At 53.9% G+C, this 26,202-nt stretch carries 30 protein-coding genes; 6 read left to right on the top strand and 24 right to left on the bottom strand.

Going from position 1 to position 26,202, the window contains the following annotated elements:
• Nucleotides 1-29: 29 nt before the first annotated feature.
• On the bottom strand, nucleotides 30-491 hold the full coding sequence (locus A3L12_RS05810; protein ID WP_088882742.1) for a DUF2284 domain-containing protein: 462 nt from the start codon (nucleotides 489-491) through the stop codon (nucleotides 30-32).
• 43 nt (nucleotides 492-534) lie between these two features.
• Nucleotides 535-1,257 (bottom strand): SDR family NAD(P)-dependent oxidoreductase, encoded by a 723-nt coding sequence (locus tag A3L12_RS05805; protein ID WP_088883231.1) that lies wholly within the window; start codon nucleotides 1,255-1,257, stop codon nucleotides 535-537.
• A 185-nt stretch (nucleotides 1,258-1,442) separates the two neighbouring features.
• On the opposite strand from A3L12_RS05805, the gene A3L12_RS05800 reads away from it, so the two are divergent.
• The gene (locus tag A3L12_RS05800) at nucleotides 1,443-1,910 is read left to right on the top strand and encodes a YbhB/YbcL family Raf kinase inhibitor-like protein (protein ID WP_088882741.1); all 468 of its coding nucleotides are present in this window, start codon (nucleotides 1,443-1,445) and stop codon (nucleotides 1,908-1,910) included.
• 2 nt (nucleotides 1,911-1,912) lie between these two features.
• Here the strand turns inward: A3L12_RS05800 and A3L12_RS05795 are convergent, their stop codons facing one another.
• A complete protein-coding gene (locus tag A3L12_RS05795) occupies nucleotides 1,913-2,170 on the bottom strand; it encodes a lipid-A-disaccharide synthase N-terminal domain-containing protein (RefSeq protein ID WP_088882740.1) in 258 nt (85 codons plus the stop codon).
• Nucleotides 2,171-2,270: 100 nt separating this feature from the next.
• Entirely contained in the window at nucleotides 2,271-2,735 is a 465-nt protein-coding gene (locus tag A3L12_RS05790) for a hypothetical protein (protein ID WP_088882739.1), read from the bottom strand.
• 91 nt (nucleotides 2,736-2,826) lie between these two features.
• Between A3L12_RS05790 and A3L12_RS05785 the strand changes: the two genes are divergently transcribed.
• Nucleotides 2,827-3,390, top strand: a complete 564-nt coding sequence (locus tag A3L12_RS05785) for a CGP-CTERM sorting domain-containing protein (protein WP_088882738.1) — start codon at nucleotides 2,827-2,829, stop codon at nucleotides 3,388-3,390.
• Nucleotides 3,391-3,452: 62 nt separating this feature from the next.
• The gene (locus A3L12_RS05780; RefSeq protein WP_088882737.1) at nucleotides 3,453-4,181 is read left to right on the top strand and encodes a cytochrome C biogenesis protein CcdA; all 729 of its coding nucleotides are present in this window, start codon (nucleotides 3,453-3,455) and stop codon (nucleotides 4,179-4,181) included.
• Here A3L12_RS05780 and A3L12_RS08310 read toward each other — a convergent pair.
• Together A3L12_RS08310 and A3L12_RS05775 are read right to left on the bottom strand one after the other, a co-directional pair.
• The gene (locus tag A3L12_RS08310) at nucleotides 4,173-4,328 is read right to left on the bottom strand and encodes a hypothetical protein (RefSeq protein WP_157726707.1); all 156 of its coding nucleotides are present in this window, start codon (nucleotides 4,326-4,328) and stop codon (nucleotides 4,173-4,175) included. The two genes, A3L12_RS05780 and A3L12_RS08310, sit on opposite strands and share 9 nt — an antisense overlap.
• A gap of 27 nt (nucleotides 4,329-4,355) precedes the next feature.
• Nucleotides 4,356-7,775, bottom strand: a complete 3,420-nt coding sequence (locus A3L12_RS05775) for a helicase-related protein (RefSeq protein WP_232462875.1) — start codon at nucleotides 7,773-7,775, stop codon at nucleotides 4,356-4,358.
• Nucleotides 7,776-8,021: 246 nt separating this feature from the next.
• Between A3L12_RS05775 and A3L12_RS05770 the strand changes: the two genes are divergently transcribed.
• From A3L12_RS05770 to A3L12_RS05760, 3 genes are read left to right on the top strand one after another with little or no spacing between them, the layout of a single operon-like run.
• Nucleotides 8,022-8,591, top strand: coding sequence for a hypothetical protein (locus A3L12_RS05770; protein WP_088882736.1), 570 nt, complete (start codon nucleotides 8,022-8,024; stop codon nucleotides 8,589-8,591).
• A complete protein-coding gene (locus tag A3L12_RS05765; RefSeq protein ID WP_088882735.1) occupies nucleotides 8,575-9,066 on the top strand; it encodes a hypothetical protein in 492 nt (163 codons plus the stop codon). The genes A3L12_RS05770 and A3L12_RS05765 overlap by 17 nt, the downstream gene beginning before the upstream one ends.
• A 12-nt stretch (nucleotides 9,067-9,078) precedes the next feature.
• A complete protein-coding gene (locus A3L12_RS05760) occupies nucleotides 9,079-9,669 on the top strand; it encodes a hypothetical protein (protein WP_088882734.1) in 591 nt (196 codons plus the stop codon).
• A 61-nt stretch (nucleotides 9,670-9,730) separates the two neighbouring features.
• Here A3L12_RS05760 and A3L12_RS05755 read toward each other — a convergent pair whose 3' ends face one another.
• From A3L12_RS05755 to A3L12_RS05675, 18 genes are all read right to left on the bottom strand, one after another.
• Nucleotides 9,731-12,277 carry an Eco57I restriction-modification methylase domain-containing protein gene (locus A3L12_RS05755; RefSeq protein ID WP_232462917.1) on the bottom strand — a complete coding sequence of 849 codons (2,547 nt, stop codon included), beginning with the start codon at nucleotides 12,275-12,277 and terminating at the stop codon, nucleotides 9,731-9,733.
• A gap of 347 nt (nucleotides 12,278-12,624) precedes the next feature.
• Nucleotides 12,625-13,584: a hypothetical protein gene (locus A3L12_RS08415; RefSeq protein WP_232462874.1), complete on the bottom strand. Its 960-nt coding sequence runs from the start codon at nucleotides 13,582-13,584 to the stop codon at nucleotides 12,625-12,627.
• A gap of 78 nt (nucleotides 13,585-13,662) precedes the next feature.
• The gene (locus A3L12_RS05750; RefSeq protein ID WP_088882733.1) at nucleotides 13,663-14,391 is read right to left on the bottom strand and encodes a hypothetical protein; all 729 of its coding nucleotides are present in this window, start codon (nucleotides 14,389-14,391) and stop codon (nucleotides 13,663-13,665) included.
• Complete coding sequence (locus A3L12_RS05745; RefSeq protein ID WP_088882732.1) at nucleotides 14,363-15,313, bottom strand: MarR family transcriptional regulator; 951 nt, start codon at nucleotides 15,311-15,313, stop codon at nucleotides 14,363-14,365. The genes A3L12_RS05750 and A3L12_RS05745 overlap by 29 nt, the downstream gene beginning before the upstream one ends.
• Nucleotides 15,314-15,637: 324 nt before the next feature.
• Nucleotides 15,638-16,324 (bottom strand): NADH-quinone oxidoreductase subunit NuoI, encoded by a 687-nt coding sequence (gene nuoI / locus A3L12_RS05740; RefSeq protein ID WP_088882731.1) that lies wholly within the window; start codon nucleotides 16,322-16,324, stop codon nucleotides 15,638-15,640.
• Nucleotides 16,325-16,329: 5 nt separating this feature from the next.
• Nucleotides 16,330-17,505, bottom strand: a complete 1,176-nt coding sequence (locus A3L12_RS05735) for an NADH-quinone oxidoreductase subunit D (protein ID WP_088882730.1) — start codon at nucleotides 17,503-17,505, stop codon at nucleotides 16,330-16,332.
• A 10-nt stretch (nucleotides 17,506-17,515) separates the two neighbouring features.
• The gene (locus A3L12_RS05730) at nucleotides 17,516-18,031 is read right to left on the bottom strand and encodes an NADH-quinone oxidoreductase subunit C (protein ID WP_088882729.1); all 516 of its coding nucleotides are present in this window, start codon (nucleotides 18,029-18,031) and stop codon (nucleotides 17,516-17,518) included.
• Nucleotides 18,024-18,617: an NADH-quinone oxidoreductase subunit NuoB gene (gene nuoB / locus A3L12_RS05725; protein ID WP_088882728.1), complete on the bottom strand. Its 594-nt coding sequence runs from the start codon at nucleotides 18,615-18,617 to the stop codon at nucleotides 18,024-18,026. The genes A3L12_RS05730 and nuoB overlap by 8 nt, the downstream gene beginning before the upstream one ends.
• An 11-nt stretch (nucleotides 18,618-18,628) precedes the next feature.
• Entirely contained in the window at nucleotides 18,629-19,558 is a 930-nt protein-coding gene (locus A3L12_RS05720) for a respiratory chain complex I subunit 1 family protein (RefSeq protein ID WP_088882727.1), read from the bottom strand.
• 3 nt (nucleotides 19,559-19,561) lie between these two features.
• On the bottom strand, nucleotides 19,562-21,424 hold the full coding sequence (locus A3L12_RS05715) for a proton-conducting transporter membrane subunit (protein ID WP_232462873.1): 1,863 nt from the start codon (nucleotides 21,422-21,424) through the stop codon (nucleotides 19,562-19,564).
• A complete protein-coding gene (locus A3L12_RS05710) occupies nucleotides 21,421-22,908 on the bottom strand; it encodes a proton-conducting transporter membrane subunit (protein ID WP_088882726.1) in 1,488 nt (495 codons plus the stop codon). The genes A3L12_RS05715 and A3L12_RS05710 overlap by 4 nt, the downstream gene beginning before the upstream one ends.
• Nucleotides 22,905-23,249, bottom strand: a complete 345-nt coding sequence (locus A3L12_RS05705) for an NADH-quinone oxidoreductase subunit K (RefSeq protein WP_088882725.1) — start codon at nucleotides 23,247-23,249, stop codon at nucleotides 22,905-22,907. Before A3L12_RS05705 ends, A3L12_RS05710 begins: the two co-directional genes overlap by 4 nt.
• Complete coding sequence (locus A3L12_RS05700) at nucleotides 23,246-23,947, bottom strand: Na(+)/H(+) antiporter subunit B (RefSeq protein WP_088882724.1); 702 nt, start codon at nucleotides 23,945-23,947, stop codon at nucleotides 23,246-23,248. Before A3L12_RS05700 ends, A3L12_RS05705 begins: the two co-directional genes overlap by 4 nt.
• A 2-nt stretch (nucleotides 23,948-23,949) precedes the next feature.
• Entirely contained in the window at nucleotides 23,950-24,234 is a 285-nt protein-coding gene (locus tag A3L12_RS05695; RefSeq protein ID WP_088882723.1) for a DUF4040 domain-containing protein, read from the bottom strand.
• Nucleotides 24,231-24,605, bottom strand: a complete 375-nt coding sequence (gene mnhG / locus A3L12_RS05690) for a monovalent cation/H(+) antiporter subunit G (protein ID WP_088882722.1) — start codon at nucleotides 24,603-24,605, stop codon at nucleotides 24,231-24,233. Before mnhG ends, A3L12_RS05695 begins: the two co-directional genes overlap by 4 nt.
• The gene (locus A3L12_RS05685; protein ID WP_088882721.1) at nucleotides 24,602-24,856 is read right to left on the bottom strand and encodes a monovalent cation/H+ antiporter complex subunit F; all 255 of its coding nucleotides are present in this window, start codon (nucleotides 24,854-24,856) and stop codon (nucleotides 24,602-24,604) included. The genes mnhG and A3L12_RS05685 overlap by 4 nt, the downstream gene beginning before the upstream one ends.
• A complete protein-coding gene (locus tag A3L12_RS05680; protein ID WP_088882720.1) occupies nucleotides 24,853-25,359 on the bottom strand; it encodes a Na+/H+ antiporter subunit E in 507 nt (168 codons plus the stop codon). The genes A3L12_RS05685 and A3L12_RS05680 overlap by 4 nt, the downstream gene beginning before the upstream one ends.
• Before the next feature lie 231 nt (nucleotides 25,360-25,590).
• Nucleotides 25,591-26,091: an ACT domain-containing protein gene (locus A3L12_RS05675; protein WP_088882719.1), complete on the bottom strand. Its 501-nt coding sequence runs from the start codon at nucleotides 26,089-26,091 to the stop codon at nucleotides 25,591-25,593.
• Nucleotides 26,092-26,202 lie beyond the last annotated feature (111 nt).

The following is a 26,202-nucleotide window of genomic DNA, read 5'->3' as shown; positions in this document are numbered from 1 at the left end:
CGCTCCCTCTCCCCCGAATCCGGAAGGGCTCATTCTATCAGCACCATCCCGTAAAGAACGCTTTCCGAGAAGTCTATCTTCACCAGCCTCCCGATCTCAATCCCCACGGCGTCTATGCTCGGTCTGACCTTTTCGGGCATCCTGCAGGCTTCGCCCCTCTCGAAGGGACAGTCGTCGCAGAGGTTACAGCTCCCGGGAAACAGTGCGGTGGCGTACATCTTCCCCTCCCTGAAGAACTCGGCCTCCTTTTTCAGGAGGTAGAGGATGGCCTCCCGCTTGTCCCTTTCAAAGCGGTCCATGTCCACACCGAACTTCACCAGAAGGGCCCTTCTGAAGTGGCGCACCCACTCCCTCGCCTCCCTCCAGTCCGGAGCGTGGGGAGGACAGCTCGGTCTCCTGCCGTACATGGGACAGGAACGGCACTTCCAGACGGGCCTCGGCGAAACCACTATATCCTCCGCCGGAATCTCCCTCTCCCAGATCACCTTCATGTCCATCGATTGGAAAACGGGTTAAAAACCCTTCCGATCGGGCTCAGTCCATCAGCCTGCCGCCGTTGACGTCCACCACTTCCCCGGTGACGTGGTCGTTTTCAAGGAGGAAGATCACGGCATGGGCTATATCCTCGGGTCTGGCTATTTCTCCCGTCAGCGAGAGCGAGCGGAGCCTCTCCTTTACCTCCGGGCTTATGAGGGATGTATCCACGGGACCCGGGGCAACCGCGTTGACCAGCACGTCCGGGGCGAGGTGCCTCGCGAGGTTGAAGGTGAGGGCTATCAGTCCGCCCTTCGATGCGGCGTAGTGCGGCCCGACCGTTCCGCCGTCCTTTCCGGCTATCGAGGCTATGTTGACGATCTTGCCCTTTTTCATGTACCTTAGAACCTCCTGCGTGACGATGAAGGCCCCCTTGAGGTTGACGCCGAGGACCTCGTCCCACTCCTCATCGCTCACCTCCATCGGCTTCATGGCCTTCCCGAGGATCCCCGCGTTGTTCACGAGGACGTCTATCCTTCCGAAGCGGTCGATCATCCGCTCGACCATCTCCCTCACTTCACCGCGGTCCCTCACGTCGGCCTTCAGGGCGATGGCATCCACACCATAGGAACGGCACAGCTCAACCACTTCCTTCGCCTCTTCCAAGCGGTGGGCGTAGTTCACGCCAACGTTCGCACCCTTCCGGGCGAGGGCGATGGCTATGGCCCGTCCTATTCCCCTTCCGGCCCCCGTAACGAGGGCGACCTTTCCCTTCAGCTCCATGGTCAGCACCATCTCCACCTTGTGTTTGAAGTTAATAAACCTTGGTGGGGTTTTAACCCCGAAAAGTTTTTACGTTTGAAAAGGAACATACCAACATGAGGGAACTCGCGGTGGTGTTCCTTTTGGTTTTTGGAATGCTATCAACGGGATGCACCTCCATGGAAAGGCCAGAAGGAGGGGTTGGTATGGACCTTGAGGTTGGTTCGGTGTTTCACAATGGGGATTACATACCCGTGGAGTTTACCTGCGACGGCGACGACGTTAACCCGCCCATCTTCATCGGGCACATAGATCCGGGTGCCAGAAGTCTGGTGATAATAGTGGACGATCCCGACGCCCCGGCGGGAACCTTCACCCACTGGATAGCGTGGAACATCCCACCGCTCGGGGAGATACCAGAGGGTCTGCCAGCCCAACCGGAAGTTGAAGCCCCCATACGACTCGTTCAGGGGCGCAACGACTTCGGAAGGATAGGCTACGGCGGGCCATGTCCGCCGAGGGGGCACGGGGTACACCACTACCATTTCAGGGTCTACGCCCTCGATACCACCCTTGACCTTAAACCCGGTTCGAGCAGGGAGGAACTGGAGAGGGCCATGAGGGGCCACGTGATCCAGCAGGGTGAACTCATCGGCCTCTACGAGAGGAGGTGAGCTCAGGCTTTTTTCTCCATTATTTTTACCGCGAGGTTCACCGCACTCTGGAAGGCCGCGAGGAAGTTCAGGACAAGGAATATCGGGTCACCTATCAGGTAAGAATAAACTGTGAGCAGGGTTGAAGCCGTGACGTAGATCAACACGAAGCCCGTGTTGAGCGGGCACTTCCTCGTCCTTATCGTCTCCCACGTCTGGGGAACCCACGAGCTCACGAGAAGGAGCATTCCCACGAGTCCTATTATCTCTCCGCCGTTCATTCCCTTCACCCCCGGCAGAAGGGGGCGGGGCGTAAAAAAGCCTTTTGGCTGGATTCGTGTTGAAATCTCCCCAAACTCCGGGAAAAATGGACAGGTAAAGCTAAAACTGGTTCGCCAGTCTCGACATAGCCCACGTTTTAACGTCCTCATCGAGGATCGAGTTGATGATCTTCATGGCCCTTGAGACGTCTCCCCCCTTTGCGAGTGCGAGCGCAACCTCGGCCTCCACCTTCGACCTGCTGGAAAGGTCGGTGATGTGCTCCGAGATCCGGAGGGCGTCCTCGACCTTCCCCATGTTCAGGAATTCAAAGGCAAGGCTCATCAGGGCTTTCGTGCTCTCCTCAGGGTTTCCTATTTCCCGCGCCGCTTCGATGGCCCTGTCGAGGGCTTCCCCGTAGGGCAGGCCCCTTCGTGCGGTCTCAACCGCTATCCGGGAGAGGGCCTTGGACCTGATCATCCTATCCGGTATCCCGCCGGCCATCTCCGTGGCTTCCTCCAGCCTTCCGGAGTTCAGGAGCTTAAGAACCGCATCGTAGAGCGCCCGGGATTGGTACCACTCCTGCATGACAACCCCCGTAACTTCTGGAGCTCAAAGGATTTAAGCTTTCCGCGGTTAAAGCTTATAACCCCCGGCGAGAAGGGTCTCAGGTGAGAAGATGAAGAGGATGGCTCTGTTGTTCACGGCCCTGCTGATGCTCTCGACGGTTTCCTACGCCCTCGCTGAAGCCGGGGTCGATCCAAACAGGATTCACTTTTACATGTACGGCATGGCGACCTGTCCCCACTGTAAGCGCATGAAGGAGGAGATACCCGAAATCTACGGCGAGAACAGCCTGACCTACTACGAACTGCTCAACAACGATGAAAACGAACGGCTCTTCTCGGCCCAGTACAACTACACGGGAATAGCCGGGGTTCCGGCCATAGGGATAGCCTACGACGGGAAACTCGTGGCGATAGTCGAGGGAGAATACAACGTCTCGGCCACACCCGATATCGTAAGGACGGCCCTTGAGAACAACGGCCTGCTGCTCTTCGTGGGGGGCAAGGCTTACATAATAAAGAACGAAACGGTAACCCGGAAGCTTCAGGAGATATACGTCGAGCACAGGCTGCCCGGGGAGGATGGGACAAAAACCCCCGGCAACGGTGGCACCTGCGGGCCGGGTACGATGGTGGCACTCGCCCTTCTTCCGGTCTTTCTCAGGAAAAGGCGTTAACGTTTCGTTTTCAACTTTCCGTTTTCGAAATCCACAAAAAGAGTCCCCGGGAAGAAGTGCACATGAAGGGTGAGGTAAAGGGACTGGTTGTCATTCTGCTCGCCTCTTTCGGGATAAGCACGCTCGCACTTTACCTCCTCGGCATGGTGAACTTTCTGCCGGAGTTCCTCGCCCTCGCGATGAGCGACTCCATAAACCCCTGCACCTTCGTCGTCTACACGATGCTCCTCATAGCGATCTCCGTCAGGGAGGTATCGAAGAAGAGGCTCTACCTCATAGGGACAACCTTCATCGGCGCGGTTTACGTTTCCTACTACCTCCTCGGGGTCGGCCTCCTCTACTTCGCCGGCCTCATCCCCGTCTGGGTCGCCGGGATTGTGGCCATAGCCTTTGGTGTCTACACGGTGGTAACAGGTCTCGTTGAGAGATCCCGCATAGGCGATAAGGGGAGGATCCGGCGGATGCTGTTCGGCCGTGACGCAACCATCATCGGGGCCCTCACCCTCGGGATTACGGTCTCGACGACCCTTCTTCCCTGCTCCGCCGGAAGCTACCTCGTCTACGCCATACTGATCTCCGGAGCCGGAAGGAGGCTCGCCCTTCTCCTCCTCGGCCTCTACAACCTGATCTTCGTCCTTCCCCTGTTCGTCATACTCCTCGTCATGGGGAGCCTCGTGGAGAGCAAGAACTTCTCCCGGATGATGGTGCGGCACGGGAGGGAGCTCTCCGTTATGGCCGGGATGCTCCTCATAGCCGTGGGGCTCTGGGTGCTTACGGGATCCTCACCCTGAGCCGGGCTTTAATCCTGCCACCCGGAGCTTTACCATAATCCCGTCCTCCAGCTCCCGGGCTTTTCCCTCTAAGCCGTCCCGGATTGAATCGCTTATGAGGTAAACGTCGAGGAAGTACCCTCCGGGATGGGCGAACTCCTTCAGCATACTCCTCCTGAATACCGGCGTCCCGGTTCAGGGTTTGGTTCCCGCGCCGGCTTCGGGGTAATCCGGCAGGGTGGGAACGAATAGGATGCCGGATACGATATGGGGCTTAATGCCTTTCTCGCCCAGTTCCCTTCTCCGGGCTTCTACCTGCTGTTTCCATGATGAGATCTGATATTTTACTATCAATGCCTCACAGGCCCTGACCACCCTGTCCGATGCCATGCTGGGATTGATCTCTCTGAGCGCCCTGGCGAAGAGCTCATGGTTTGCATACCCCCATCTAACAAGATCAAGGAGCTGGCTTAGGTAGTACCTATCGGAATCCGTCTTCGCTTTGAGTTTTGCGGCTTTGAGTTTTTTCAGGATTCGTTTAATTTTCTCGGGATTCCTGCGGCGTTTCTTGAAGGTTAACGTACTTGTTTTTATAGTGCGGAGCTCCCTGAACTCGTCCAATGCCCTCTCCGCAGCTTCATAGTATATTCCCATATCCTTGAATCCATTGAATGGCCGGGATTTCTCCGTTAATCCCGTGAGGTCCAGAAGTTTCTCAAGTGGCATGTTTTCGGATATCCATTTATCCCCCTTCTTCCGGTATATGAAGTTCTGGGCCATTATTCCATCGCTGCAAACGAAAAATGCATAATAGTCGGAGCCCGGATACCTAACCACGCTTCTCATGGAGTGTCTCTTTATTATCTCCTCAAACCGGTTTTTGTGTCCCTCCCTGAACTCCCTCACGAGCTTCTCCGCAAGGGTGGTTACCGTAAGGGTTTCGACACCCTTCTCAAGTTCTTCAATGTTTCCCCCATATATCGCTTCGAGGGCTGAAGGGTTCCATTCCTCGCTCTCCTCAAGGATTTTGCCATCGGCACCCAGCGCGTTGTTGAACTCGGTTATCCTTCTCCTGACCTTTTCAAGGAGGCCAAGGTTCTCCTCCAGTCCTTTTTCCGGGAAGAAATTGTAAACGAGTATCTCATCATGCCCGGTTCCGATCCTGTCAACTCTGCCTATTCTCTGGATGAGCTTTATCGGCGTCCAGTGCAGGTCGTAGTTTATGACTACGTTCGCGTCCTGCAGGTTGAGTCCCTCACTGAGGACGTCCGTGGATATCAGTACGTCGATCTCATCCTCGGTCTCGTAGTTGTTCGACCGGGGTGCAAAGCGTCTGACTTTATCCGCTATTCCCTTCGTACTGGAGCTCACCATTTCTATCCTGTAATTCCGGGTGTAGCCGAGCCTTTCCAGTCCTTTGTAGATCCACCGGACGGTCTCCTCGAATTCACTGAAGATGAGTATCTTCCTCCGCGGTTGCATCAGCTCATCTATCAACGAGGCCAGCTTTGACAGCTTTGGGTCCTTCTCCGGATTCTCTTCAAGGCCCTCCTTAAGGGGTCTTAATACTTCTTCCATGGCTTTCAATTTCCTCAGATCGTGTTCCAGATCCGAGATAAGTCTATTTAAGTTAAAAGCGCCCTTCTTGTATTCCGGCTCTTTTGTTTTCCTGTATTTTTCAATGAAATCCATTATTTCCCCATCGTCCAGAACGTGCGGTTCTTTATTTAGACCGCCGAGCAGGACCTCATCAAACTCATCCCCCGCAGGAATGAACCCGTGCTTTACGAATCTCAGGAAGTTCTCGGTTTTGATGATGTCCCTCCTGAGAGTCTGATACATCGAGTACCACGAACTCTCCAGCCTTTTGAGGTAAAGGATCCTTTCCAGCCCTCTCAGGTTTCTCCCGACGGAAAGGTCTACGTAAGGGGACTTATCCCTGAACTGCGGTTTTACGTAGTCATAGAGCGCGAACCTCGCGTACTTCATGGAGTTTATGCCGGCAAGAAAGAGGGTGTAGATGTCAACCGGCTCGATGTTCGAACCCCTTGAGATCTCGTCCAGAAGCTCCGGAGGGACCTTCTCCAGCGGATAGACCTCGGATATTCCGTACTCAATGCTCTTCAGCTTCCTGTCTGGGAAGCAGAGCCTTTTCTTCCCCGCCTTAATGCAGCCCTCCTTTCCTCCGTAGAGCCTTAAGATGTCGTGTCTGGTTCTCCTCACCATGATCTCCCTGAGGACGTAGGAAGGATCCACGTTCCCCTTTTCAATCGCCCTGATGAGGTCATCCCACGTCTGGGGTGTTATCGGGAAGGGATGCCTCCTCTCGGGCCTGAAAAGGCGGATCTGATTTATGATGTCACGGTACTGCCTCCTGTATGGGGTCGCCGTAAGTAAGATCACCCTCTTTCCGATCAGGAGCTCCTGAAGGTTTTTGTAGGACTTGGTCGAGGGGTTTGCGTAGTGATGGGATTCATCTACCAGAACGGTGTTTGCCTGATTCCTTATGTAATTCTCCATCTCCCCGTACTTTTCTCCGGAAGTTTCTTTTCTCGGAAGCAACCCGGCGGAGAAAACCCTTCCCTCAACGTTATATGTCCCGAGGAGTTCCCGCCAGTAGCCAACGAGCTCGGGGGGAGCGATTACGGCCACTCCCTTCGACCTTCCGTTGAGCAGATCCAGCAGGGAGAAGTGTTCCAGAATGGCGAGACCAATGTAGCTCTTCCCCAGCCCGACGACATCGCTTATCAGAACTCCACCGTACTTATTTACAATGGATATGCCCCTCCTGACGGCGTCCATCTGAAAGTCGTAAAGAACGTCGTGAAGGTTCCTCACGAGGAAGCCGGAATCCCTGTCCACAACCTCCCTGTAGAGCTCGTAAAGACCCCTTATGAAAACCTCGTAGGGGGAGGGGAAGTTCCCCGGCTTCTGACCGGGCCAGCCCCTTTTGATAACGTCTATGAGAAGGGGACTGAAGGGTTCGGCCTCCTCCCACAGCGCCTCGTACCATTCCCTCAGACTCTCAAAATGAACCGAGAAAAGCCCGGCGTTCAGCTCGGTGTTCCCGTAAAGTCCGGCGAGGCTGAAGTTGCTCGAACCGACGAGGCCGACCGGGGAGATGGACTCACTTTCCGGATAAAAGAGGTAGGCCTTGGCGTGCATGAACTCCTTCGTGTAAACCCGGATCTCAATGCTCCCGCTTTCCAGCCATCCGATAAGCCTATCCAAAAACTCCTCGTTTTCCCGGTTCTGCTCCATGAAGTTGACGTTTTTCTCCAGATCCTCAACCTGCTCCCCCGGAGTGGTTTCGGCCCACCGGTTCCGTTCCTTGAGCTTCCTTAAAGTTTCGAGGGAGTGGTAAGCCATGCTGAGCTGTTCGTAGGTTTCCCTGTTCGTCTGGTTTCCGATCATTATCCTCATCTTCCCTCCCCGTGAGAAAAATTCATCAAGCTCTCCCTGAATCTCCTTCAATCCGCTCACGAAGAGAAAGCCGACCGCAACGTCTACCTTCCTGTAGTTTCCGGACGTTAAAACTTCCCTTAGAACATCGAGGAGCTTTACCCTCTGGTTATCAACGAGACCGTATTTATTGAGAAGGCCGATCGCGGACATAAGAATCACCTTCCATCATTACATTTGATAGGACTCTAATAAAATTTCTTACTCCCTCCATCCGGATCGTCCTTCGCTCAAAGCACCTCGACGCTTAATATGCCGTTACGCGTGCTGAACAAAGTGAACACCATCTAATAGTGGAGCTTCATTTATTTAAGGGTTTGGTGTACAGTGGATTCGTTATCTGGAATTGTCGAAATGTTTTTAAGAGTAGTTATGTAAAAGTGTGTGGGTGTGAGTTCTATGGCAGACAGTGACCTCATTAAACTTCTCCAAAAACTTGTTGAATACGAGGAAACTCCCACTGACGAATCCAAGGTAAGCGGGGTTATAGAAAAGATCCTGTCACTTACGAATTTAAAGGCTATCGTGAGTGGTGAGGGGGAGGTCGGGCTTTCGGTTTCAACTGGCGAGATACGCCCATACCTGAGGGAGTTAGGAATACCCCCAGATCAGGAGAAAAAGTACGTTAATCTCGCTACAAAGAGGATACTTGGAACGCTGGGCGAACTCATATTTAATGAAAAACAGCCCGAAAATGAATTTGAAAAAAAAGTGTTTGAAAAATTTAACGTTCCGGATATGAGAACAAAGGCCAAACTTAAAAGGGAATATTCAATTCCAGTCGTTGACGGGATCAACCTGTATAGAGCGACACTAAACATCGATGAGCCTTTGGAGTATTACCTCCTGAAAATTGAGCACATGCGATCCAAAAAACCGAATACTGTGAATTTCATAATAACAAAAAACGACCTGAAGAAGTTTCGGGAAATATTAAACGAGGTGCTCAAAGATGGCGATGTCAGCTAAGGTGGCAGACCAGTGGTTATTCTTTGAAAAAGATCGTGATGTTGTTCTTTTGGAGGATGCCTCTACGGAAAGTTATGCCAGAATTAATGAAGAACTTAAACGGCTCTTAAAGATACTAATGCCCCTATTCAGATTAAAAGAACTGGAGAAGAAGTATTCGGGAAAACTTAAAATCGATGACGAAGCTCTTATTGAATTACTTGTATCGGACCGGAGACACATTAATCAATACCTGAATACCTATCAGTACTTAACTAACCTTCTTCCCAAGTTTTTGAAGATGCCTGAGATCAAATATGTGAAAATTACCGGAGGCGCTCCGGAAGAAGGCTTCAGCCCCCACGTGATTCTCATCGTCAGATTTTCTGCTGACGCCGAAAACGTCGTCGACCTCTCAGAGGAGTTAGAATACAAAATCCTCACTGCTGATCCCGATATATCGAACAGGATACTGGTATACTCGTTTTTTGAATGACGGTGGGGGAACATGCCCGGCTTTGATCCAAAGGGGTTTAAGCATGTTGGAGACTACCTGCTGCGTCTGTCTGATAAAACCCCATCGGAAACGCGTAATGATCCAGAGCTCCCCCCATCCGATGCCGTTAATAGGACCATTGTTGGAAGATATTACTATTCTGCCTTTTTGCAACTCAGAAAAGTTCTAAAAGTCGAGCTAAACAGTTATCCCACGAATACCCGTTCCAGAGGAAGCCTTGAAGATTTTTTGAATGAACTTGACGGACCGAGATCGCATAAGGCCGTGGCGCTGTTTTTAGAAAAATTAAAACATAGGGTCAAGGACCTCAAGCTGAGACAGGCGCACAACTCCATTATGTATTTAAGGGGACTCAGAAACGCCGCCGACTACGACCTTAGCAACAATACGAAGATCAAACAGGGACGCATAGAGGAGCCTGTGGATTTCTCCAAGAAAGAACAGGCTGTTAAATCTTTGAAAAAGTACGAATCAATAGAGCGGTTACTTGAAGATTCCAACAATGGGACCTTAAAATATATTTTAAGAACTCAGAGAAATACCGTAATCGAGTGTATTGAGGAGGTTATTAGGGAACTCTAAGCCTTCTGGAGGCCCTCCATCTAATCTATCGGCCGCATCCAATCTTGGGAGTGGTCCGGCATCATTTCCGCTTTTTCTTCTTGAACGTCCTCGCCTTCACCAGCCTCGCCTTCACGAGTTCGACAACGGCCCTGTAAACCTCCAGCTGCTCCTCCTCCGTTAACCCGAGGGCCTCGAAGACGACCCTGTCGAGCTCCCTTCTGTCCGGCATGATCCTATCGAGGGACACATCATCGGGGTTGATGTTGCTCAGGTCGCGGTTGGGCTTCGGCAGGCCGAGTTCTTCGAAGATGGATTTGATTTTATAATCCCCTAATTTTCTGACAATCTGGTTTAACTGATCCATAGATCCAGCTAAAGCTTCTTTTTTGAAGACAATGAGTTTTTTAATGTCAATGCCCTCAGTTTTTAATGCCCCCTCTCCGAGATTTGAACGCCCGAGAAGTTCTCTAATGAGTGCCTGATAAGTCGAAAACAAAGACACAAAAAGAACAAGAGGCGATTCGTTTTTATTGGCTTTTATTTCAAAGAGATTATGATCAACTACAATATCTTTGTTTCGTAACATCCCAACAATTAGCCGATCGTTGTGTATCATTGGCCATAAAACATCTGGAGTATCATGTGGGACTAATTTGTACCAAGGTTTTCTACTCTTAAGAGTTCTTCGCTCGGGATAACCCATGTGTTCCCCCCATCTAATGTAATTCAGAACATGAACCTTTAGTTTATCCTTTAACGAATCTAAAGGTTCGTTACAGATTAATGCCCTCATCTTTAATCCGTAAACATCAACCAAAGCTTTTTTGATTTCACGGGGACTTACTATGACAGGCCTCAAGAACTCCTCCTCGATGTAGCCCTCCCATCCAGCCTTGTTCCTCACGGCAATTAACCCCTCGTCCGGTTTATGAACCCTTCCGCAAACCTGACAGACCGGCCACTCCACAGGGTTCTTAATCGGCTCAAGGTAGAAGAACTCGTTCGCTCCCGTTTTTATGCCGAATCTGACCTCGGCGATATCTCCGAGCCTCACCAGTTTTCCCTTTCCCTTCCGGAGGATCACGTAGAATATCCCCGGAGCCCTGATGAGTATTCCACCCCACTTCATCCCCTCGTACTCGCCCGAGACGTTGTAGGCCCTCAGGATCTGGTTCATCTTCCCGATGCTCAGGCCTCCCATCTTCGCTAACTCCACGGCCCTAACGCTCCTCACCCTCAGCTCGTCGTCCTCGTAACTGTAAACCTTCCCCCCGAAGACCTCAACTCCATCGACCTTTCCCGCGTAGCACTCGAGCAGTCTGTCGATAACATTAAGTCCAAGCTCCCCGAAGTCCCTCTTCAGAAGGACGAAGTTCACGCACTCCGTCCCAACGGTGTTGAAGAGCCCCTTTGGTTTCCTCGTCAGAACCGTGATGACGGTGTTAACGTCCGCCTGCTCGAAGCTCCTCCTCGTGTAGTCAATAACCGCCCTCAGATGGGTGAACCTGAGGAAGAACTCCTGCAGGGCCTTTCCGAAGTCAACGTCCAGCCACGAGTTGGAGGTGATGAAAATCAGCGAACCCTTTGGATTCAGAAGGTTGACGCCCTGTATGAAGAAGTACACATAGAGGTCGCTCCTCTTCGGAAGCTTCATCTCGTGCCCGAACTTCTCCCTTATCAGGGTCTCCATGTGACTGATTATCTTATTCTTGTAATCCTTTCTAAGTTTTTCCTGCTCCCTTTTGCCGAGCATCCCGAACTCCGCCAGATCGTACTGTTCAGGGTATATCCTCTCCTGCCTTACGTAGGGAGGGTTCGCTATAACGATGTCAAAGCCCCTCTTCTCGAGCATCACGTCCGGAAAGTCCAGCTCCCAGATGAAGGGAGGCTTCTCAAGGGCCGAGAGGTTTTCGTTCCTGACGGCCTCGAGGAGCAGGTTAATATCCTTCCTTTCCCGGGCTTTGAGTTCCTCGAGTGCCCCCTCAAGGAACTCCTGAAGAACGCCCCATCTGGCCCTCTCGATGTCCTCGAAGGTAACGGGTCTGCCGTCTATTCTCTCACCCATGTAGTACTTTCTCACGAGCTCCCTGTAGGCCACCATGGCCTCACCCATACCCCCCTTCGCCCAGAGGAGCTTGAGGCTCTCCCTGAATCTGGCCAGCGGAATCTCGACCACCTTCTTCCGGCTGTCAATCTTGAGGATAAAGTGGGGCGGTGCGAGGGAGTCGCCGACCTTCAGCTTCGTCTCGAGGTTCGGCAGAATCGGTTCGTTGGGGATCCTCTCCTCATCCTCGATGAGCGCCAGCCAGAGCCTCAGCTTCGCAACCCTTATGGCCCACTCCTTCACGTCAACCCCGTAGATGTTCTCCCTGATTATCTCGAGCTTCCTGTCGTAGTCAACCGAAAGGTTGGCCTTCTCGTAGAGCTCCGTTAAAAGGTGGTACATCCCGACGAGAAAGGCCCCGCTTCCGGCTGCCGGGTCAACTATCTTAACGTCTTCAAGGGCCGTAACAAGCTCCCGGGGTAAAGCTCTCGGCTCCCACTCGTGAAGCGGCTTAAAGACGAACTCCCTGAGGAGCCTATCGTCCACCTCGAGGTTTCTCCGGAGGTACTCGTAAACCGCCATCCTGCACATGAAGTCCACTTCGGCCCTCGGCGTGTAGAAGATCCCGGAGACCCTCCTCTCTTCCTCCTCAAGGGCCTTCTCCTCCTCGGCTATGAGCGATTCGTAGATCTTACCGAGCATCGCCGGGTCAACGGCAACCTCAACCTCGTAGGGCGTCTCCTCTGTTACAGTGAAGTTGTAGGCCTCAAAGAACTCGAAGACAATCTCTTTCACGAGATCCTCCGGAAGGGAGGAGATTATACCGTCCAGATCAACGTTCTCGAGCTTAACACGGGCAAAAAGGCCGCCGTTGAAGTAGGGAACGCCGTAGAAGAAGACGTCCCTGACGTCCTCAGACGGGACCCTTTTTATCTCCTCGTTGTCCCTGCGGGCGTAACTCCTCTGGGCCCGTTCATAGCGTGGAGAAAGAGAACCCTGAGGTAGTCCCTGTAGAACTCCCCGCCGTGCTCCCTGTAGTTTTCGTAAAGCCATCTCACGAAGTTCTTAACGTCCACCCTCTCCCTGAGATCCCTTCTGAGGGTCCCTTTTTCAACGATCCACCCCTTTTTCTGGAGGAAGTAAACGAACATCAACCTGTTTAGGAAGGTGTGGGCAAAGGTTTTGGTTGCCCTCTCGACGAAGATCTCCTTTTTGAGATCACCCCTATAGGCTTCCTCCAGTTCTTTTCCGTAAAGCCTCTTTATCTCATCCTTGAGCCTGTAGTAGTACCTCCTGTAGTCCCGGAAGAACTCTTCCGTCAGGGGCCTGACCTGCATGTGCTCATCGATTATCTCCTTTATATCGCTCGCCGTGAGTCTTTTCTTTTCCCGGATGGCCCTCCCAACTTCCGCCATGTTCTTGACCAGCGTCCGGAATTTCCCTGCAGCAGGGTCGATGGTATATACGTTGATTCTGGTTCTTTCGACTTCCTTTCTGTACACCGGGACGAGGAGCTTCCAGTATCCGAAGTAATCAACGATAACGAGGAAGTTTGCAAACTCCAGATCGATCGAATCGGTGATGTTGATTAGATACCTTACCAGCCTCTGCCTGTACCTTACGGTGTCCCCGCCCTTCTTCGGGCTTTTAGCATAGAAGACGTGGAAGCTCTCCCCTGCCGGGGGCTTGCTCCTCCCTATGACCTTGAGCAGCCGGGTGAGTTCCCCGACCGTTGAATCCTCAATCTGCTGGAGGTTTATGGTTTCGTCCGCGTATGCGAACCCCCATGCTTCCTTAAAAAGGTCCCTGAAAATCCTTATTGCCTCTTCCGGTTTCGTCTCCGGAGTGAGCTCCTTTAGAATATTTTCAATTCTCCTCTCGAGCTCCATCCTTATTCACCCTTGCGATGAATTTTCAACCCCTAAGAGAAATACTAACTTCAGGGTTATTAAATTTGCCGGGGGCAATTATCCGGATAACAATTCCTCAAGAGAATCAATGAAATTATCCAGCCCAAGACTCCTCAGACCCCTTCCCCTTAGAATTTCCCGAACACCTTCCATCTTTTCAAGGAAAACAGCCGCAAGGCGTCCAGATCTTTCAGATTCGATTACCCTCCTCTGAGCTTTGATCTCGTCGAGGATCACATTAAAGTCAACCCCGGCTTCGAGGATCCGCAGGATATCATCAACGTCCTTTGAACGGCCAGGCGATGTAACGCCCTTGAACAAAAAGATGTCCTCAAGGGAAACGAGATAAACCCTTAACCGTTTCAGCTCCTGAAACTCCTCGGACACAAGGGACCGACTTTTTATCCCCTCGGTCAGTTGGATACCTCTCATGACGCGCTTTACGAAAACGTCAAGGTTAAAGTTGCCCGTTTCTGGGTCAATCTTTTGATAAACCGAATCAGCGCCAAGTTTTTCCTCATACTCATGTCCAAAGACCTTCAGGTAAACCACGATTCCACCGCTCGTCCTCAGCTCTGGAGATGGATCTGTAAGGATGGAATCAAGGGCTTTCAAACTCCTGTAATCCTCAACTATTACGTCAACATCCGCAGTTGCCGGTTTTATGCCTCTCAAAGCGAGGTTCCCGCCTCCGATGAGGTAAACACGGATCTCCTCTGAACCCATGAGCCAAGCCTTCTCATCAAGCAGGGCAAACTCACGGATCAGTCTGTCCCTTGTTATCATTCTTACACCCCCCAAAATATTGCCTGCAGAGCTCCTCGACTTCCTCCCTTGACGGGAAGGGATACGGTTTATCCATACCCTTAAGATATTCGAGCAGTTCCTCTACGGTGGAGGAAACACCAAACTTGGCGGAGAGCCTCCTGAGTTTGCGTTCATCAAAATCTTTACCCTTAAGGAGAACGATGGTGTAAAGCAGCTCCCTTGCATCCCTTCCGACCGTCAAGGTGTGCACAGCGACCTCCTCAATGCTCAATCCTCTCGAAGGCCAGTAATAATGGTAAATCCCTGACGAGATGAGTGGAAGGCCAAAGTCGGAGAAGCGGGCGAGTCCGGTGAGCTGAAAGCCGCCAACACTCTCCCCCTTGAAGTTCCCGGTCGCGAGTATCAGCTCCTCCACACCACTCCAAACAGGTGAGGCGCCGGGGTCAAACTCCTTCGCTTTAATCGAGTTCTGAAGGTAAAAGTACTCGTCAGCGAAGGCTTTGAAGGGAGCAAATCGCTCACTCAGGAAGTAGCCTCTGTCTCTCTTTCCCACGATGAGAGCTTCCATAAGCCCGTTGAGAATCCTGTGGAGCGTCGCCCTGCTCACTCCCGTCCTTAACTGGATGAGCCAGAGGGGCTGGGGGTTTTCAACTTCAAGGGCTGCGAGAACTTTGAGGCGGTTCCCTGTGAGGATGGGTGCGGCGTTTACGTGAGGATACTCCATGATAATCCTTCTCAGGAGCTCAATTACATTGTTCTCCGCAGGCTTAACTGTTATCGGCTTCTTCCCTTCGAGCTCGACGAGGCCCTTTCTCTCAAGGGAGTGAAGGGTCGATGAGAGCGTACTCTTTGAGAGGTCGAGCTTCTCAGATAACCCCCTTAACGTTATGGGTTCCTCAATCTCTAAAAGCACATTGAGCTCGGCCTTCGTAAGTGTCATGTCTCAAACTTCCGAACGGTTTTATAAAAACGTTTGGGTTTTTGAGACATCCCGTGATGGGTTTTCAACTTATAGTGATTATCCTCAAATCCCCGCCATTTTGAGGAAGAGCCACCGGAATAAGCGGAAGGAAAACAGGTACGGTGTTCTGGCAATTCGGTTCGGGCTCCTAACCAGAGGAGCATCTGAGGTTTGATGGGTGTCAATACCCTGCTCCCGGGGATGTGGAAGGTTCCAAGTAAAGCCTGAAAAAGCCCAAGGCCCGGGTAGAGACCCTTTTCAAACGCGTCAAAAGGCGCACCATGAAGAAAAGGAAAGGAGGGATCACTTCTTCTCTTCCTCTGCCGGAGCCTTTCCATCCGCTGGCTTGGAGGCTTTCTTTTCCTCCTTTGCCGCGGGTTTGGCCGGAGTTGGCCTCTTCGGAGTTGGTCTCTTCGGCGGCCTTATGCCGTAGCCCAGTATCTTGAACTTGAAGATCGAGCCGTCCCTGAGGTGGTAGGTTACCTCCCGGCTCTCCTTATCGAACTCTATCTTCTCAACAGGGAAGAGGTAGTCGCCGTACTCGTCCTGATACTTCCTGAACTCGTCCGGATGGATGGGCACCCAGTCGTAGAGCTGGAGCTCTTCCTCGTTCCCCGTGGTGGTTATAACGAAGGTCTCGATGAAGCCGAGGGCTCCGGTGGGGCACACGTCAACGCAGAACTGGCAGAAGGTGCACCTCCCGTAGTCTATCTTCGGGTGGGGTCTCTTCTCCATCTTGCCGTCCTTCTCGATCCAGGTCATCTCTATGGCCCTCGCCGGGCATATCTGACCGCAGAAGTTGCAGCCGACGCACTTCTTCCAGTCGAGCGTGTGGACACCGCGGTACCTTTTTGCCACCTCTGTCTTCTCGTAGGGTATCTTTATCGTGACCGGCTTCTTGAAGAGGTACTTCAAACCCATCCACGGCTTGACGTAGGAGGGCTTCTTCCGGATCCGTTTCTCTGGGGCTATTTTAAAATCGACTTCCATCCTCATCACCTGTCTATATCCGGTGGGCAGTTGTCAAGACTCGTCAGTATCACGGGCACGTCGGCTATTCTCGCCCCGACGAGAAGCTGCTCTATCACCCTGATACCGTGGGCTATGCTCGGTCCCCTGACGTGCACCCTGTAGGGTTTGTTCTTGCCGTTGCTGACCACGTATGCCCCAAAATCACCCTTGGAACTCTCGACGTGGGCGAAGGCGTCCCCTTCGGGCACCTTAAACCTCGGCAGGTTCTTTAGCCTCGGATCGCTGACCATGTGGGGTCCATCCGGCGGCCCCATATCAAGAAGCTGTTCGAGGATGTAGAGGTCCTGTTCGAGCTCGTATCTCCTCACGAGGAACCTCGCGAGGGCGTCTCCCTCCCTGAGCACGGGGACCTCGAAGTCGAGCTCCGGGTAGAGGAGGTACGGATCGACGCGCCTTACGTCGTAGGGAACACCTGTGGCGCGGAGGTTGGGACCGGTGACGCCCTCTTCGAGGGCGAACTTCCTGTCCATCACGCCTATGCCCTCAAGCCTGCGGTGGGAGATGTAGTTCTCGAAGAGTATCTCATCGAAGTCCTTCAGTTTGTCCTTTATGTATTCGACGGTATCCCCGAGTCTGCGGAGCCAGGCATCGCCCGGGATGTCCCGCCTGACACCTCCAGGGACCGTGTAGATGTGGTACACCCTCGCCCCCGTGAGCTGCTCGAAGAGGGCCAGGAGCCTCTCACGGTAGGCCACGGCCCACTGACCTGCTGTGTAGACACCGAGCTTGAAGGACATCCCCATGATCCAGAACAGGTAGGCTGAGACTCTGGCCATCTCAAGGACGGTTGTCCTTATCCACTGGGCCCTCTCGGGAATCTCCCATCCGAGTATCTCCTCAACGGCCATGGAGTAGATGTTCTCGGGTACGTCCGACTCTGGAACGCAGATCCTCAGGAGAAGGGCTATGTTCGTGTGCCACGGCCTGTACTCGGCCAGTTTCTCGAAACCCCTGTGGAGGAAGCCGGGGTTTGCTATGGCTTTAGCGACCCTATTACCGTCCATTTTGAGGATCAGGCTGTAGTTCTCGGTTGCCATGTGCTGGGGACCGAATAGAAGCTCGTAGGTGTCCTTACCCAGCGGCAGAAGGTCCATCCCGTTCTCCCTTGCCTCCTTAATAAGCTCGCTCTCTGAGACCATCATCATCACCTCAGATAACGTAGTAGTCCTTATCCTCATCGTACCTGTCCAGTGTCCCGTACTTCCTCTTCACGTAGCCGAGAAGGTCAAAGTCCTTCCTGTAGGATAGCCCCTGTTCCTTGTCTATGTCCTCCAGTATCCATGGCATCTCGATCTTCGGGTTCCCCTCGAAGACCACCTGGAAGAAGTCGTGAACTTCTCTCTCGTAGGTCTCGGCAGCGGGATAGACGTCCCTGACGGTTGATATAACCGCATCCTCCCTCGGTATGGAAGTTCTTACGAAGGTGTGCGTTCCGTGGGTTATGCTGAAGACCTGATAGATGAGCTCGATCTCTCCCCTGTCGGGCCAGTCAACGGCCGTGATCTGGAGCAGGAGCTCAAAGGCCTTATCCTTAAGCAGTTCGAGGAACTCCCTCACCCTGTCCGCGGGAACCCTGAACTCTATCCTCCTCTCCCTCCGGACCTTTCCTTCCGCGTAGGGGGCCTTTTCAGTTATCTCTGAAACGAGCCTCTCGTAGTCAGTCATCCCTCTCACGCTCCTTTTCGGCCTTTCTGACCTCGTCCATCAACCACGGGATCCATCTCTTCGCGGTCTTCTCACGCCAGCCTTCTCCAAGGAGTCTGTCCTGATTCTCCCGGTAGTAATCGTAGTTCTCCCTGTACCTCTTCCAGCCATCCGCCCTGCCGGTTTCTATAAGCTCCATCATCTTGCTGATACCGTGCATTATCGACTCGGGCCTCGGCATGCAGCCGGCTATGTAAACGTCCACCGGGATGTATTTATCGAGGCGCTTTATTGAGTTGGGGGAGTCCCAGTAGACGCCTCCGTTGATGGTGCACGAACCGAAGCCCATAACGTACTTTGGATCGGGTTGCATCTCGTAGGTTATGATGATCCTCTTGAGCGTCTTCGGGGTGACGTAACCGGTTATGAGGAACAGGTCACCCATCCTCGGGGAGGGGTTCGGCATCATTCCGAAGCGCTCCAGATCGTATCTGGAGGTCATGAGCGGTGGCAGCTCTATACCACCGCACCCCGTACAGAAGGACACAATCCAGAGGCTCCTCTTCCTTGCGAAATCAATCAACGGTTCCCACAGCTTTAGGTCCATCTCACATCACCTCACAGACTTGCGAGTATCGCTCCAAGGGCGGCTATTATGGTGGGCCACTTCCAGTAGAATTTGGCCGCCTGGTCTATCGTGAACCTCGGGAAGATGCTGCCTATGAATATCGCCACCATGAGCACGGCCAGTTGCTTTATCAGGAGTATCCCAAGGCTGGCCACAGCGTTCAGTACCGGGCTTGCGAACGCGCTTACGACTCCACCGCCGAGGAATATGTTGCTGAAGAACAGCGTTTCCGCGAAGAGCGCTATGGCGTGCTGTATCTGGAGGAGCCCCATGTGCTTGCCGCCGAACTCCACCATGGGACCGAGGGATATCTCACCCGGTGCGATCATTATGTCGAAGGGTTCCTTCCCGAACATCGCCTGAAGCACGATGTCGTAGGCTATGGCAGCGAGCAGGAGCGAGGGGTGGATTATGCTCCATCCCGAGTTCTGCTGCGCCATCACTATTCCGTAGGTGCTGAAGGTTCCGTAGAACTCACCGAGGGCGACTATGGCGAAGCCGAGGGGGACCTGTATCGCGAGCAGGGTCAGCAGTGCCCTCTGGGCACCGAGCCCGGCCCACGGGTTTCCTGAGCTCATCGCGGCGAACATGATTCCGAGCATGGGTATCTCGAGCAGGAAGGAGATGAGGATCAGATCACCGTAGGATCTGAGCAGGCTCACGTTGGCGAGCGGGATGAAGAACAGGGCCAGTATCGTGGCCCCGAGGGCGAAGACGACACCGAAATCGTAGATGCGGCCGTGGGTTATGTTGCTCTCCTTTGAAAGGAGCTTTATGGTATCGAGGATGGGCTGGTAGAGGGGAGGGCCAACCCTTCTCTGTATCCTTGCACTCACCTTCCTCACGATACCCATGAAGAGGAACCCCACGAGGGTTCCATAGATCAGTATTAACAGGGCCTTGAGCGCGACTTCAAACATCCTTCACACCCCCCATATTGCCAGTATCAGAAGGATTATGCCCAGATACCAGGCGTAGCTCTGTGCGTTTCCGTTGTAAACGTACCTCCTCAAGATGTCCGCGAACTCCTCCGTGGCCTTGGCAACGTCGCGGTAGAGGTCGTCGAAGCTTATCCCCAGCCAGAAGGAGAGGGCCTCCCTGAGAGGCCTGAAGAAGTCCCTCCTTATGGTGAGGTTGTACTCCATGGTAACGGGGTTTCCGGACTGGTAGGTGTCCGTGACCGGAACCCTCCTGGCCTTTGCCCCGAGGAAGTATATTATCGCGGCTATCAGGAGGCCTACGATGAGCCATACGGTCAGTAGAAGTCCGTTGTACCTTCCGACGCCGATGTCGAGCTCCCATATGGTTCCGCCGATGACTTCCTTACCTATTATCTTGTTGAGCTCTCCGGCCACGAGGCCCGGTGCGATACCGAAGACCACGTTCAGCAGGGCCAGTATGCCCATTCCGATGGCAAGCGGAAGGGGTGCGTCTCTGGTATCCTCAAGGTCGGTTGGCCTCTGCCCGAACCACACCGCGTAGGTGAACCTTATGAGGTACACGAAGCCTATGGCGCTTCCAAAGAACACCATGCCACCGAGTATGGGCAGGTTCTGGCTTATGACGGCCTCGAATATCAACCACTTGCTGGCAAAGCCCACCATGGGGGGTATTCCCGCCAGGCTCAGGATGGCCACGAAGGCCATGGCGAAGGTCACGGGCATCTTCTCAGCGAGGCCGCCCATGTCCTTGAACTCCGTTTTGCCCGTTCTGTGGACGATGGCCGCCACGACGAGGAAGAAGAGCCCCTTGAAGAGGGCGTGGCTTATGGCGTGGTATACGCCGGCCTCCATGCTGAGGGCACTGCCGACGCCGACGGCGACGAGGACGTAACCCACCTGACTTATGCTGGAGTAGGCGAACAGCTTCCTTATGTCCTCCTGAAGGGCCGCGAGGAGACCACCGACGATTATCGTCAGGCCCCCGAGGAAAGCTATTAAGTATCCGAAGGAAGGAACGCCCCTGAACGTTCCCAAAGCAGACACGAGCCTGTAGCCCATGAGCATGTAGAGGATTATGAAGCCGTAAACTCCAGCCTTGCTGAGGACCCCGCTGAACATCGCGGTGTAGCTCTGGTTGGTCTCGCTGTAAGCGTCGGGCGCCCAGACGTGGAGCGGGAAGAGTCCGGCCTTAACCCCAAAGGCCACCAGCAGGAGGCCGAAGATGGCCGCCATATCAAAGGTGCTGAACACCGTGCTTCCCCCGGCCACTCCGAGGGCCGCATCCTGAGCGAAGGCCCTGTAGACGTCGACGAAGCTGAAGGAGCCGACTCTGGCGTAGATGAGCCCTATGGCCAGCAGCATGGCGTAGGCCCCTATGACGCTCAGGACGAAGTACTTGAGCGATGCCGACCTGTTGTACCTGAGCACCATCATGAATGATCCAAAGGTCATGATCTCCCAGAATATGAAGAAGGCCAGCAGGTCGTAGGAAAGGAACACCCCGAGGACACCCGTGAGGCTCATGAGGGCGAAAAGCCACTCGTAGCCGCTCTTCGAGGTCGAGGCCATTCCGAGCGCCGCCGCCAGACCGATAACGCCGGCTATCATGCCGAATATCCAGCTGAGCTGGGTCAGGGCGAAGTTGAAGGAGAAGCCCCCGAGGTTCACCGTGTAATTGACGAACCCTCCGCTATCTATCGTCGTGTAAAGTTTGACGAGGTAGGACAGGGAAACGGCCGGTCCGGCCACGCCGAGGATTTCCCTTATCCCCCTAACGTCGAGCCACCATGCCAGGACCCCCGCTATGAGGGGCGCGAAGATTATGATCAGGAGTTCGTTAATCATGCTCCCACCCCCATCAGTGGCACGTTCTTAACGTACTGGGCGACGTTGAAGATGTCGTTTCCAGCTTTCTGGGCGATGTTCCACACGTAGTCCGGGTAGACGCCTATTGCTATGACCAGAAGGGCCAGCAAGAGCATTATAAGGCCCATGGTCAGGCTTTCGTCCCTTCTCTCCCCTCCTTCGCCGAACCACATCGTGTGGAGCAGCCTGAAGTAATAGACCGCTTCCACAACGCTGGCCCCGAGGACGAGGACTGCGGCCCAGGTGTAGCCCACGTCAAGGGTGGCCAGGATTATCCTTACCTTGCTCCAGAAGACGTTGAAGAGTGGCACTCCCACCGTGGCAACGGCACCGACGGATATCGAGAAGGCGGTAACGGGCATCCTCCTTCCAAGCCCCCTGAAGTTCTCGATTCCCGTCCCGCCGAGAGTGAGCGCAACGTAGCCCACGCCGAGGAAGAGCAGGGTCTTGACTATCGCGTGGTTCACCATGTGGAAGACTCCGGCATCGACCCCAGCTTCGGTGCCGAGGGCGAAGGCGAGCGCCATCAGGCCTATCTGGGATATGCTGGAGTAGGCCACCATCCTCTTGACGTTCCTCTGCCTCAACGCTGCAAGCTCCCCAACGATCACCGTGAGGGTCGCCAGTATGACGAGCAGTCTCAGGATGGAGCTCCAGTTCCAGAGGTCCTTCATGAGGTAAACTATTCTGGCCATGGCGTAAAGGCCGGCTTTGACCACGAAGGCCGAGAACATCACGGTAACCGGGTGGGGTGCGGCCTGATAGGCATCGGGCGCCCATGCGTTGAGCGGGAATATCTCGGCCTCAACCGCCAGACCGAAGACTATCAGCGCCAGCCCGACCTCCGCAACCGTCGGGTTCATGGTCCAGGCGAGCTCGCTTATGTGGGCCATGTTGAGGGTCCCGAGGGAGCCGTAGATCAACGCCACGCCTATGAGGAAGAAGCTCGAGCCGATTCCACCGAGGATAATGTACTTCATGGAAGCTTCCGCCGCTTCTCCCGTCTTGTTGTAGGCCGTGAGAGCGTAGGCGCTGATGGAGGTTATCTCCATGAAGACGAAGAGGTTGAAGATGTCTCCCGTGGCGATCATGCCCGTTGCACCGAGCATGAGGAGCAGCAGGAGCATCGCGTACTTATCGATCGGCTCGACTTTGACAGCTCTGAGGCTGAACACCGCCACCAGAAAGCTCACCACCGCAACTATAAGAACGAACAGTGCCGCGAAGTGGCCGATGTAGAGGTTGATTCCCACGGGCGGTTTCCAGCCACCGGCCATGACGATTATTGGCTTTCCCGTGTCGTAGACCTGCTGGAAGACGAGGGTCGCTATCACCGCCTGAAGGGCCGTGACCACTACGAGGAAGTAGCCGACGGCCTTCTTTCCGGCCCCCTTGAGCAGGGGCACGAAGAAGGCGCTGATGAGGGGTAAAGCTATGAGCAGCGAAGCGTACTGTCCGTTCATCCTCTCAACCTCCTTATCTCCTCAACGTTGAGCGTTCCATACTTCTCATAGATCAGAATGGCGGCGCTAAGGGCCATTGCGGTCGTTGCAACGCCGATGACTATTGCCGTGAGCACCAGAGCCTGAGGGATCGGGTCAACGGCCTGATTTGGACCTATCCCCTCGCTCAGTATCGGCGCGCTCCTCCCGGAAACGTACCCGATGCTGATGAGGAGAAGGTTGACTCCCGTTTCCATGATGCTCAGCCCAACGAGTATCTTAAGCAGGTTCTTCTTGACGAGGACGGCGTAGAGGCCTATGAGGACGAGGGATATCGCGCCGAAGTAGTAGGCACTGATCATTCGCTCACCCCCTCCTTGATCATGTTGTCGATGATTCCGCTGAGTTCGGTGCCGACCTTGATGCCTATGAGCATGTAGATGACCGGTATGAAACCACCGCTCAACAGTTCTCCGACGGTGCCGATCTTCCACGTCTGCCATATCCAGTCGAAGAGGAAGTAACCGCCTATGGCGAGCCCGATGAGGCCCACGAGGACGTAGCTCATCCCGGCAACGCCTTCCGTCTTTTCAAAGCCCTTGTGGGGTATCTCGTATGCCGTGAAGGCCATGTAGAGCAGAAGGAAGGCCGTGGCTATCGTTGCCCCTCCCGGGAATCCTCCACCCGGCGTGAGGTGTCCGTGGATGAATATGTACGAACCGAAGAGGATGACGAAGGGCACGAGGAGCTTCGTTCCGGTTGTAAGAACAACCGAACCCTCAACCTCGGCGGTCCTCTCCTTCTTTCTCCTCCAGAGGAGCGCCCCGACACCGGTCGAGGCTATGAAGAGCACGGTAACCTCGCCGAGCGTATCGAAGCCACGGTAGTTGACGACGACGGCCGTTACAGCGTTGATCGCACCCGTCTGCTGCTTCACGTTGTCGAGGTAATACTGCCCAACGAGCATCCTGTCCTCGCCGAAGGGAACCCCGGCGAGGCCGTTCGCGAGCCAGTAACCGATTACAAGGATTAGACCTATCGCAAGGAGACGCTTCATCATCTTTACCACCTCACCCACCAGCCGGGCTTCTCCTCTTCCTCGCTCTCAAAGCGCCGGGTCCTCTTTATGGCGAGGATGAACACCGCCCCGCTCAGCGCTGCCCCTATGGCTGCTTCCGTCATCGCAACGTCCGGTGCCTGAAGCATGAAGAACAGTATGGACGCGAAGAGGCTCACCGCGGCCATTCCAACCACCGCCGCAAGGAGGTCCCTCCACTCGACTGCGAATATTGCGGAGACCACCATAAGGGCTATTATGATGTACTCAATAACGGCAATGGCGCTCATTCCTCATCACCTTCCTCCTTTTTGGCCTCCATGTGCTCGCGGTACCTGTCGACAACGCTACCCTCCCACAGGGGAATGCCGTTCCTGTAGGCCGCCCTTATGAGGGCGTGAGCGCTTATCGGATTCGTCAGCAGAAGGAAGATGGCTATGACCAGAGTCTTCGTGAACCAGGCGACGCTTCCGAAGTCCGTCCCAAGGGCCCAGATGCCCACACCGATCATGACACCGAGGGAGCCGAGGGTGGCGCTCTTCGTTGAGGTCTGCATCCTGTTGTAGACGTCGGGCATCCTGATGAGACCAAGGGCGGAGAGCATGTAGAAGAACGTGCCGATGAGAACCAGAATCTCCCCCGTGATAGCGAACGCGTTCATAGGCCTCCCTCCATATAGCGCGCGAAGGCTATCACCCCTCCGAAGGCGAGTATCGCGTAGACGAGCGCAACGTCGAGGAATATTATCCTTCTGTAGTACAGGGCAAAGAGGACCATGAGCCCCGTGGTGATGGTGGTCATGATGTCAACCGCGACGAGCCTGTCCACCGTGGTCGGTCCCCTCAGGAACCTGTAAATGCTGAATAACGTTGCTATCGCTATCAGGGCGAGGTAAACGTTTATCTCTATCATCCGAAGATCACCTTCAGGAATTTTTCAAAGGGAGCGGTTATGTTCCGGGACGCACCCTCAACCGAGGCGTCCTTAACGTCTATCCAGTGTATGAAGTATCTGTCACCGTCAACGTCAAGGGTTATGGTTCCGGGCGTTAGCGTGATCGAGTTCGCAAGGGCGAGCTTTCCGACATCGCTCTTTAGAACGGTCCTGCATTCAACGATTCCCGGATTTATCGGCCTCTTGGGGTGCAGAACCCTGTAGGCGACGTCAAGGTTCGCCATTATCATGGCCCATAGAAAGTAGGGGACGTAGGCTATCGCATAGACGATCCTCCTGGGGCTGAGGTTCGCGAGGCCGTTGGTGGTGAATATCTCGTAGGTGAAGGCGCCCACTATGAGTGCCAGTAACAGGCCAACCAGCATCTCCTGTGGATCCAGACTGGCCGTCAGGAACAGCCATATCAGAAAAAGCACAATAACCGTGTACAGGTAACGACTTACCTTGCTTGCTTCTCCCATTCGGCAACCCTCCGCAGGTTAATGCAGCCTCCACGTGGAGTTAAGTTGGGCTAACCTACGGTTCAAAATTATGACTTATAAACGTTACTTTCGAAGAACAAAGGTTTTAAACGTTTGGTTGAAATGGCGGCATCATATCCGTCCTTCAGTGATAAAAAGCGTCCCTCACGGAGCATCAGTGTAGAAAGGCTAGAAGGTTCAAAATTGGGTTGTAAAGACAAAAAACCAGAGTCAGTATATCGATATCCTCTTCACACCCTCCAGCTTGGAGAGCTCGTTTATCAGATCGCCGGGAACCGGCTTTTCGGTGGTTATCGTTAGGGTCGCCTCGGGGTAGAGCTCCGGGTCCTCCGCCACCACCTGAATTATGTTGATGTCCCTTTCGGCTATCTTCTGGGCTATCTTCGCGAGTATCCCTATGGCCCTCGGCTCGGGTTCGATCTCTATGACGCCGTAGCCAACGTGTCTGCCAACGTGCTTCATGTGAACCGTCGGCTCGAGGTTCATGTACACGTGCCTCAGTTCGGGCGTCTTGAGTATCATCCCCACGGTTTCCTTAACGACCCTCCTGTCAACGTCGAGGGCCTTGGCGATCTTGGTGTAGGGGACCTCTATGTCCCCAGCCCTTACCTTCATGTCCTCGGAAACCCTGAGGCCGTATCTGAGGAGGGTTTTGGCGATCTGTTTCCTCACGGGGTATTCGTCAAAGTAATGCTCCAGCTTTCCCCACATCATCCATCACCTATGAAGTTCATCATTAGCCCGTTTAATCCAATGGTATTAAAATGTTTCCATGCCCCCATGACTCCAGAAGGTCCCTACCCATTCGATTTTTGGATTTTT

The organism is Thermococcus sp. P6, from assembly GCF_002214525.1.
Classification (GTDB): Archaea; Methanobacteriota_B; Thermococci; order Thermococcales; family Thermococcaceae; genus Thermococcus.
Note: the sequence above shows the minus strand (reverse complement) of the source record. Positions and strands in the feature narration are given on the sequence as shown.

Bases quoted from the DNA above. Each gene is read 5' to 3' on its own strand.
- A3L12_RS05695 (WP_088882723.1), bottom strand. From the start codon at position 24,234: ATGAGCGCCATTGCCGTTATTGAGTACATCATAATAGCCCTTATGGTG.
- nuoI (WP_088882731.1), bottom strand. From the start codon at position 16,324: ATGGAAGTCGATTTTAAAATAGCCCCAGAGAAACGGATCCGGAAGAAG.
- A3L12_RS05760 (WP_088882734.1), top strand. From the start codon at position 9,079: ATGCCCGGCTTTGATCCAAAGGGGTTTAAGCATGTTGGAGACTACCTG.
- A3L12_RS05755 (WP_232462917.1), bottom strand. From the start codon at position 12,277: ATGGCGGTTTACGAGTACCTCCGGAGAAACCTCGAGGTGGACGATAGG.
- mnhG (WP_088882722.1), bottom strand. From the start codon at position 24,605: ATGAACGCGTTCGCTATCACGGGGGAGATTCTGGTTCTCATCGGCACG.
- A3L12_RS05775 (WP_232462875.1), bottom strand. From the start codon at position 7,775: ATGTCCGCGATCGGCCTTCTCAATAAATACGGTCTCGTTGATAACCAG.
- A3L12_RS08415 (WP_232462874.1), bottom strand. From the start codon at position 13,584: ATGGAGCTCGAGAGGAGAATTGAAAATATTCTAAAGGAGCTCACTCCG.
- A3L12_RS05810 (WP_088882742.1), bottom strand. From the start codon at position 491: ATGAAGGTGATCTGGGAGAGGGAGATTCCGGCGGAGGATATAGTGGTT.
- A3L12_RS05720 (WP_088882727.1), bottom strand. From the start codon at position 19,558: ATGTTTGAAGTCGCGCTCAAGGCCCTGTTAATACTGATCTATGGAACC.
- A3L12_RS05805 (WP_088883231.1), bottom strand. From the start codon at position 1,257: ATGGAGCTGAAGGGAAAGGTCGCCCTCGTTACGGGGGCCGGAAGGGGA.
- A3L12_RS05680 (WP_088882720.1), bottom strand. From the start codon at position 25,359: ATGGGAGAAGCAAGCAAGGTAAGTCGTTACCTGTACACGGTTATTGTG.
- A3L12_RS05795 (WP_088882740.1), bottom strand. From the start codon at position 2,170: ATGAACGGCGGAGAGATAATAGGACTCGTGGGAATGCTCCTTCTCGTG.
- A3L12_RS05700 (WP_088882724.1), bottom strand. From the start codon at position 23,947: ATGATGAAGCGTCTCCTTGCGATAGGTCTAATCCTTGTAATCGGTTAC.
- nuoB (WP_088882728.1), bottom strand. From the start codon at position 18,617: ATGGACCTAAAGCTGTGGGAACCGTTGATTGATTTCGCAAGGAAGAGG.
- A3L12_RS05765 (WP_088882735.1), top strand. From the start codon at position 8,575: ATGGCGATGTCAGCTAAGGTGGCAGACCAGTGGTTATTCTTTGAAAAA.
- A3L12_RS05735 (WP_088882730.1), bottom strand. From the start codon at position 17,505: ATGGTCTCAGAGAGCGAGCTTATTAAGGAGGCAAGGGAGAACGGGATG.
- A3L12_RS05785 (WP_088882738.1), top strand. From the start codon at position 2,827: ATGAAGAGGATGGCTCTGTTGTTCACGGCCCTGCTGATGCTCTCGACG.
- A3L12_RS05675 (WP_088882719.1), bottom strand. From the start codon at position 26,091: ATGTGGGGAAAGCTGGAGCATTACTTTGACGAATACCCCGTGAGGAAA.
- A3L12_RS05780 (WP_088882737.1), top strand. From the start codon at position 3,453: ATGAAGGGTGAGGTAAAGGGACTGGTTGTCATTCTGCTCGCCTCTTTC.
- A3L12_RS05715 (WP_232462873.1), bottom strand. From the start codon at position 21,424: ATGATTAACGAACTCCTGATCATAATCTTCGCGCCCCTCATAGCGGGG.
- A3L12_RS05685 (WP_088882721.1), bottom strand. From the start codon at position 24,856: ATGATAGAGATAAACGTTTACCTCGCCCTGATAGCGATAGCAACGTTA.
- A3L12_RS05745 (WP_088882732.1), bottom strand. From the start codon at position 15,313: ATGACACTTACGAAGGCCGAGCTCAATGTGCTTTTAGAGATTGAGGAA.
- A3L12_RS05705 (WP_088882725.1), bottom strand. From the start codon at position 23,249: ATGATCAGTGCCTACTACTTCGGCGCGATATCCCTCGTCCTCATAGGC.
- A3L12_RS05800 (WP_088882741.1), top strand. From the start codon at position 1,443: ATGGACCTTGAGGTTGGTTCGGTGTTTCACAATGGGGATTACATACCC.
- A3L12_RS08310 (WP_157726707.1), bottom strand. From the start codon at position 4,328: ATGCTGAAGGAGTTCGCCCATCCCGGAGGGTACTTCCTCGACGTTTAC.
- A3L12_RS05770 (WP_088882736.1), top strand. From the start codon at position 8,022: ATGGCAGACAGTGACCTCATTAAACTTCTCCAAAAACTTGTTGAATAC.
- A3L12_RS05730 (WP_088882729.1), bottom strand. From the start codon at position 18,031: ATGACTGACTACGAGAGGCTCGTTTCAGAGATAACTGAAAAGGCCCCC.
- A3L12_RS05750 (WP_088882733.1), bottom strand. From the start codon at position 14,391: ATGATAACAAGGGACAGACTGATCCGTGAGTTTGCCCTGCTTGATGAG.
- A3L12_RS05790 (WP_088882739.1), bottom strand. From the start codon at position 2,735: ATGCAGGAGTGGTACCAATCCCGGGCGCTCTACGATGCGGTTCTTAAG.
- A3L12_RS05710 (WP_088882726.1), bottom strand. From the start codon at position 22,908: ATGAACGGACAGTACGCTTCGCTGCTCATAGCTTTACCCCTCATCAGC.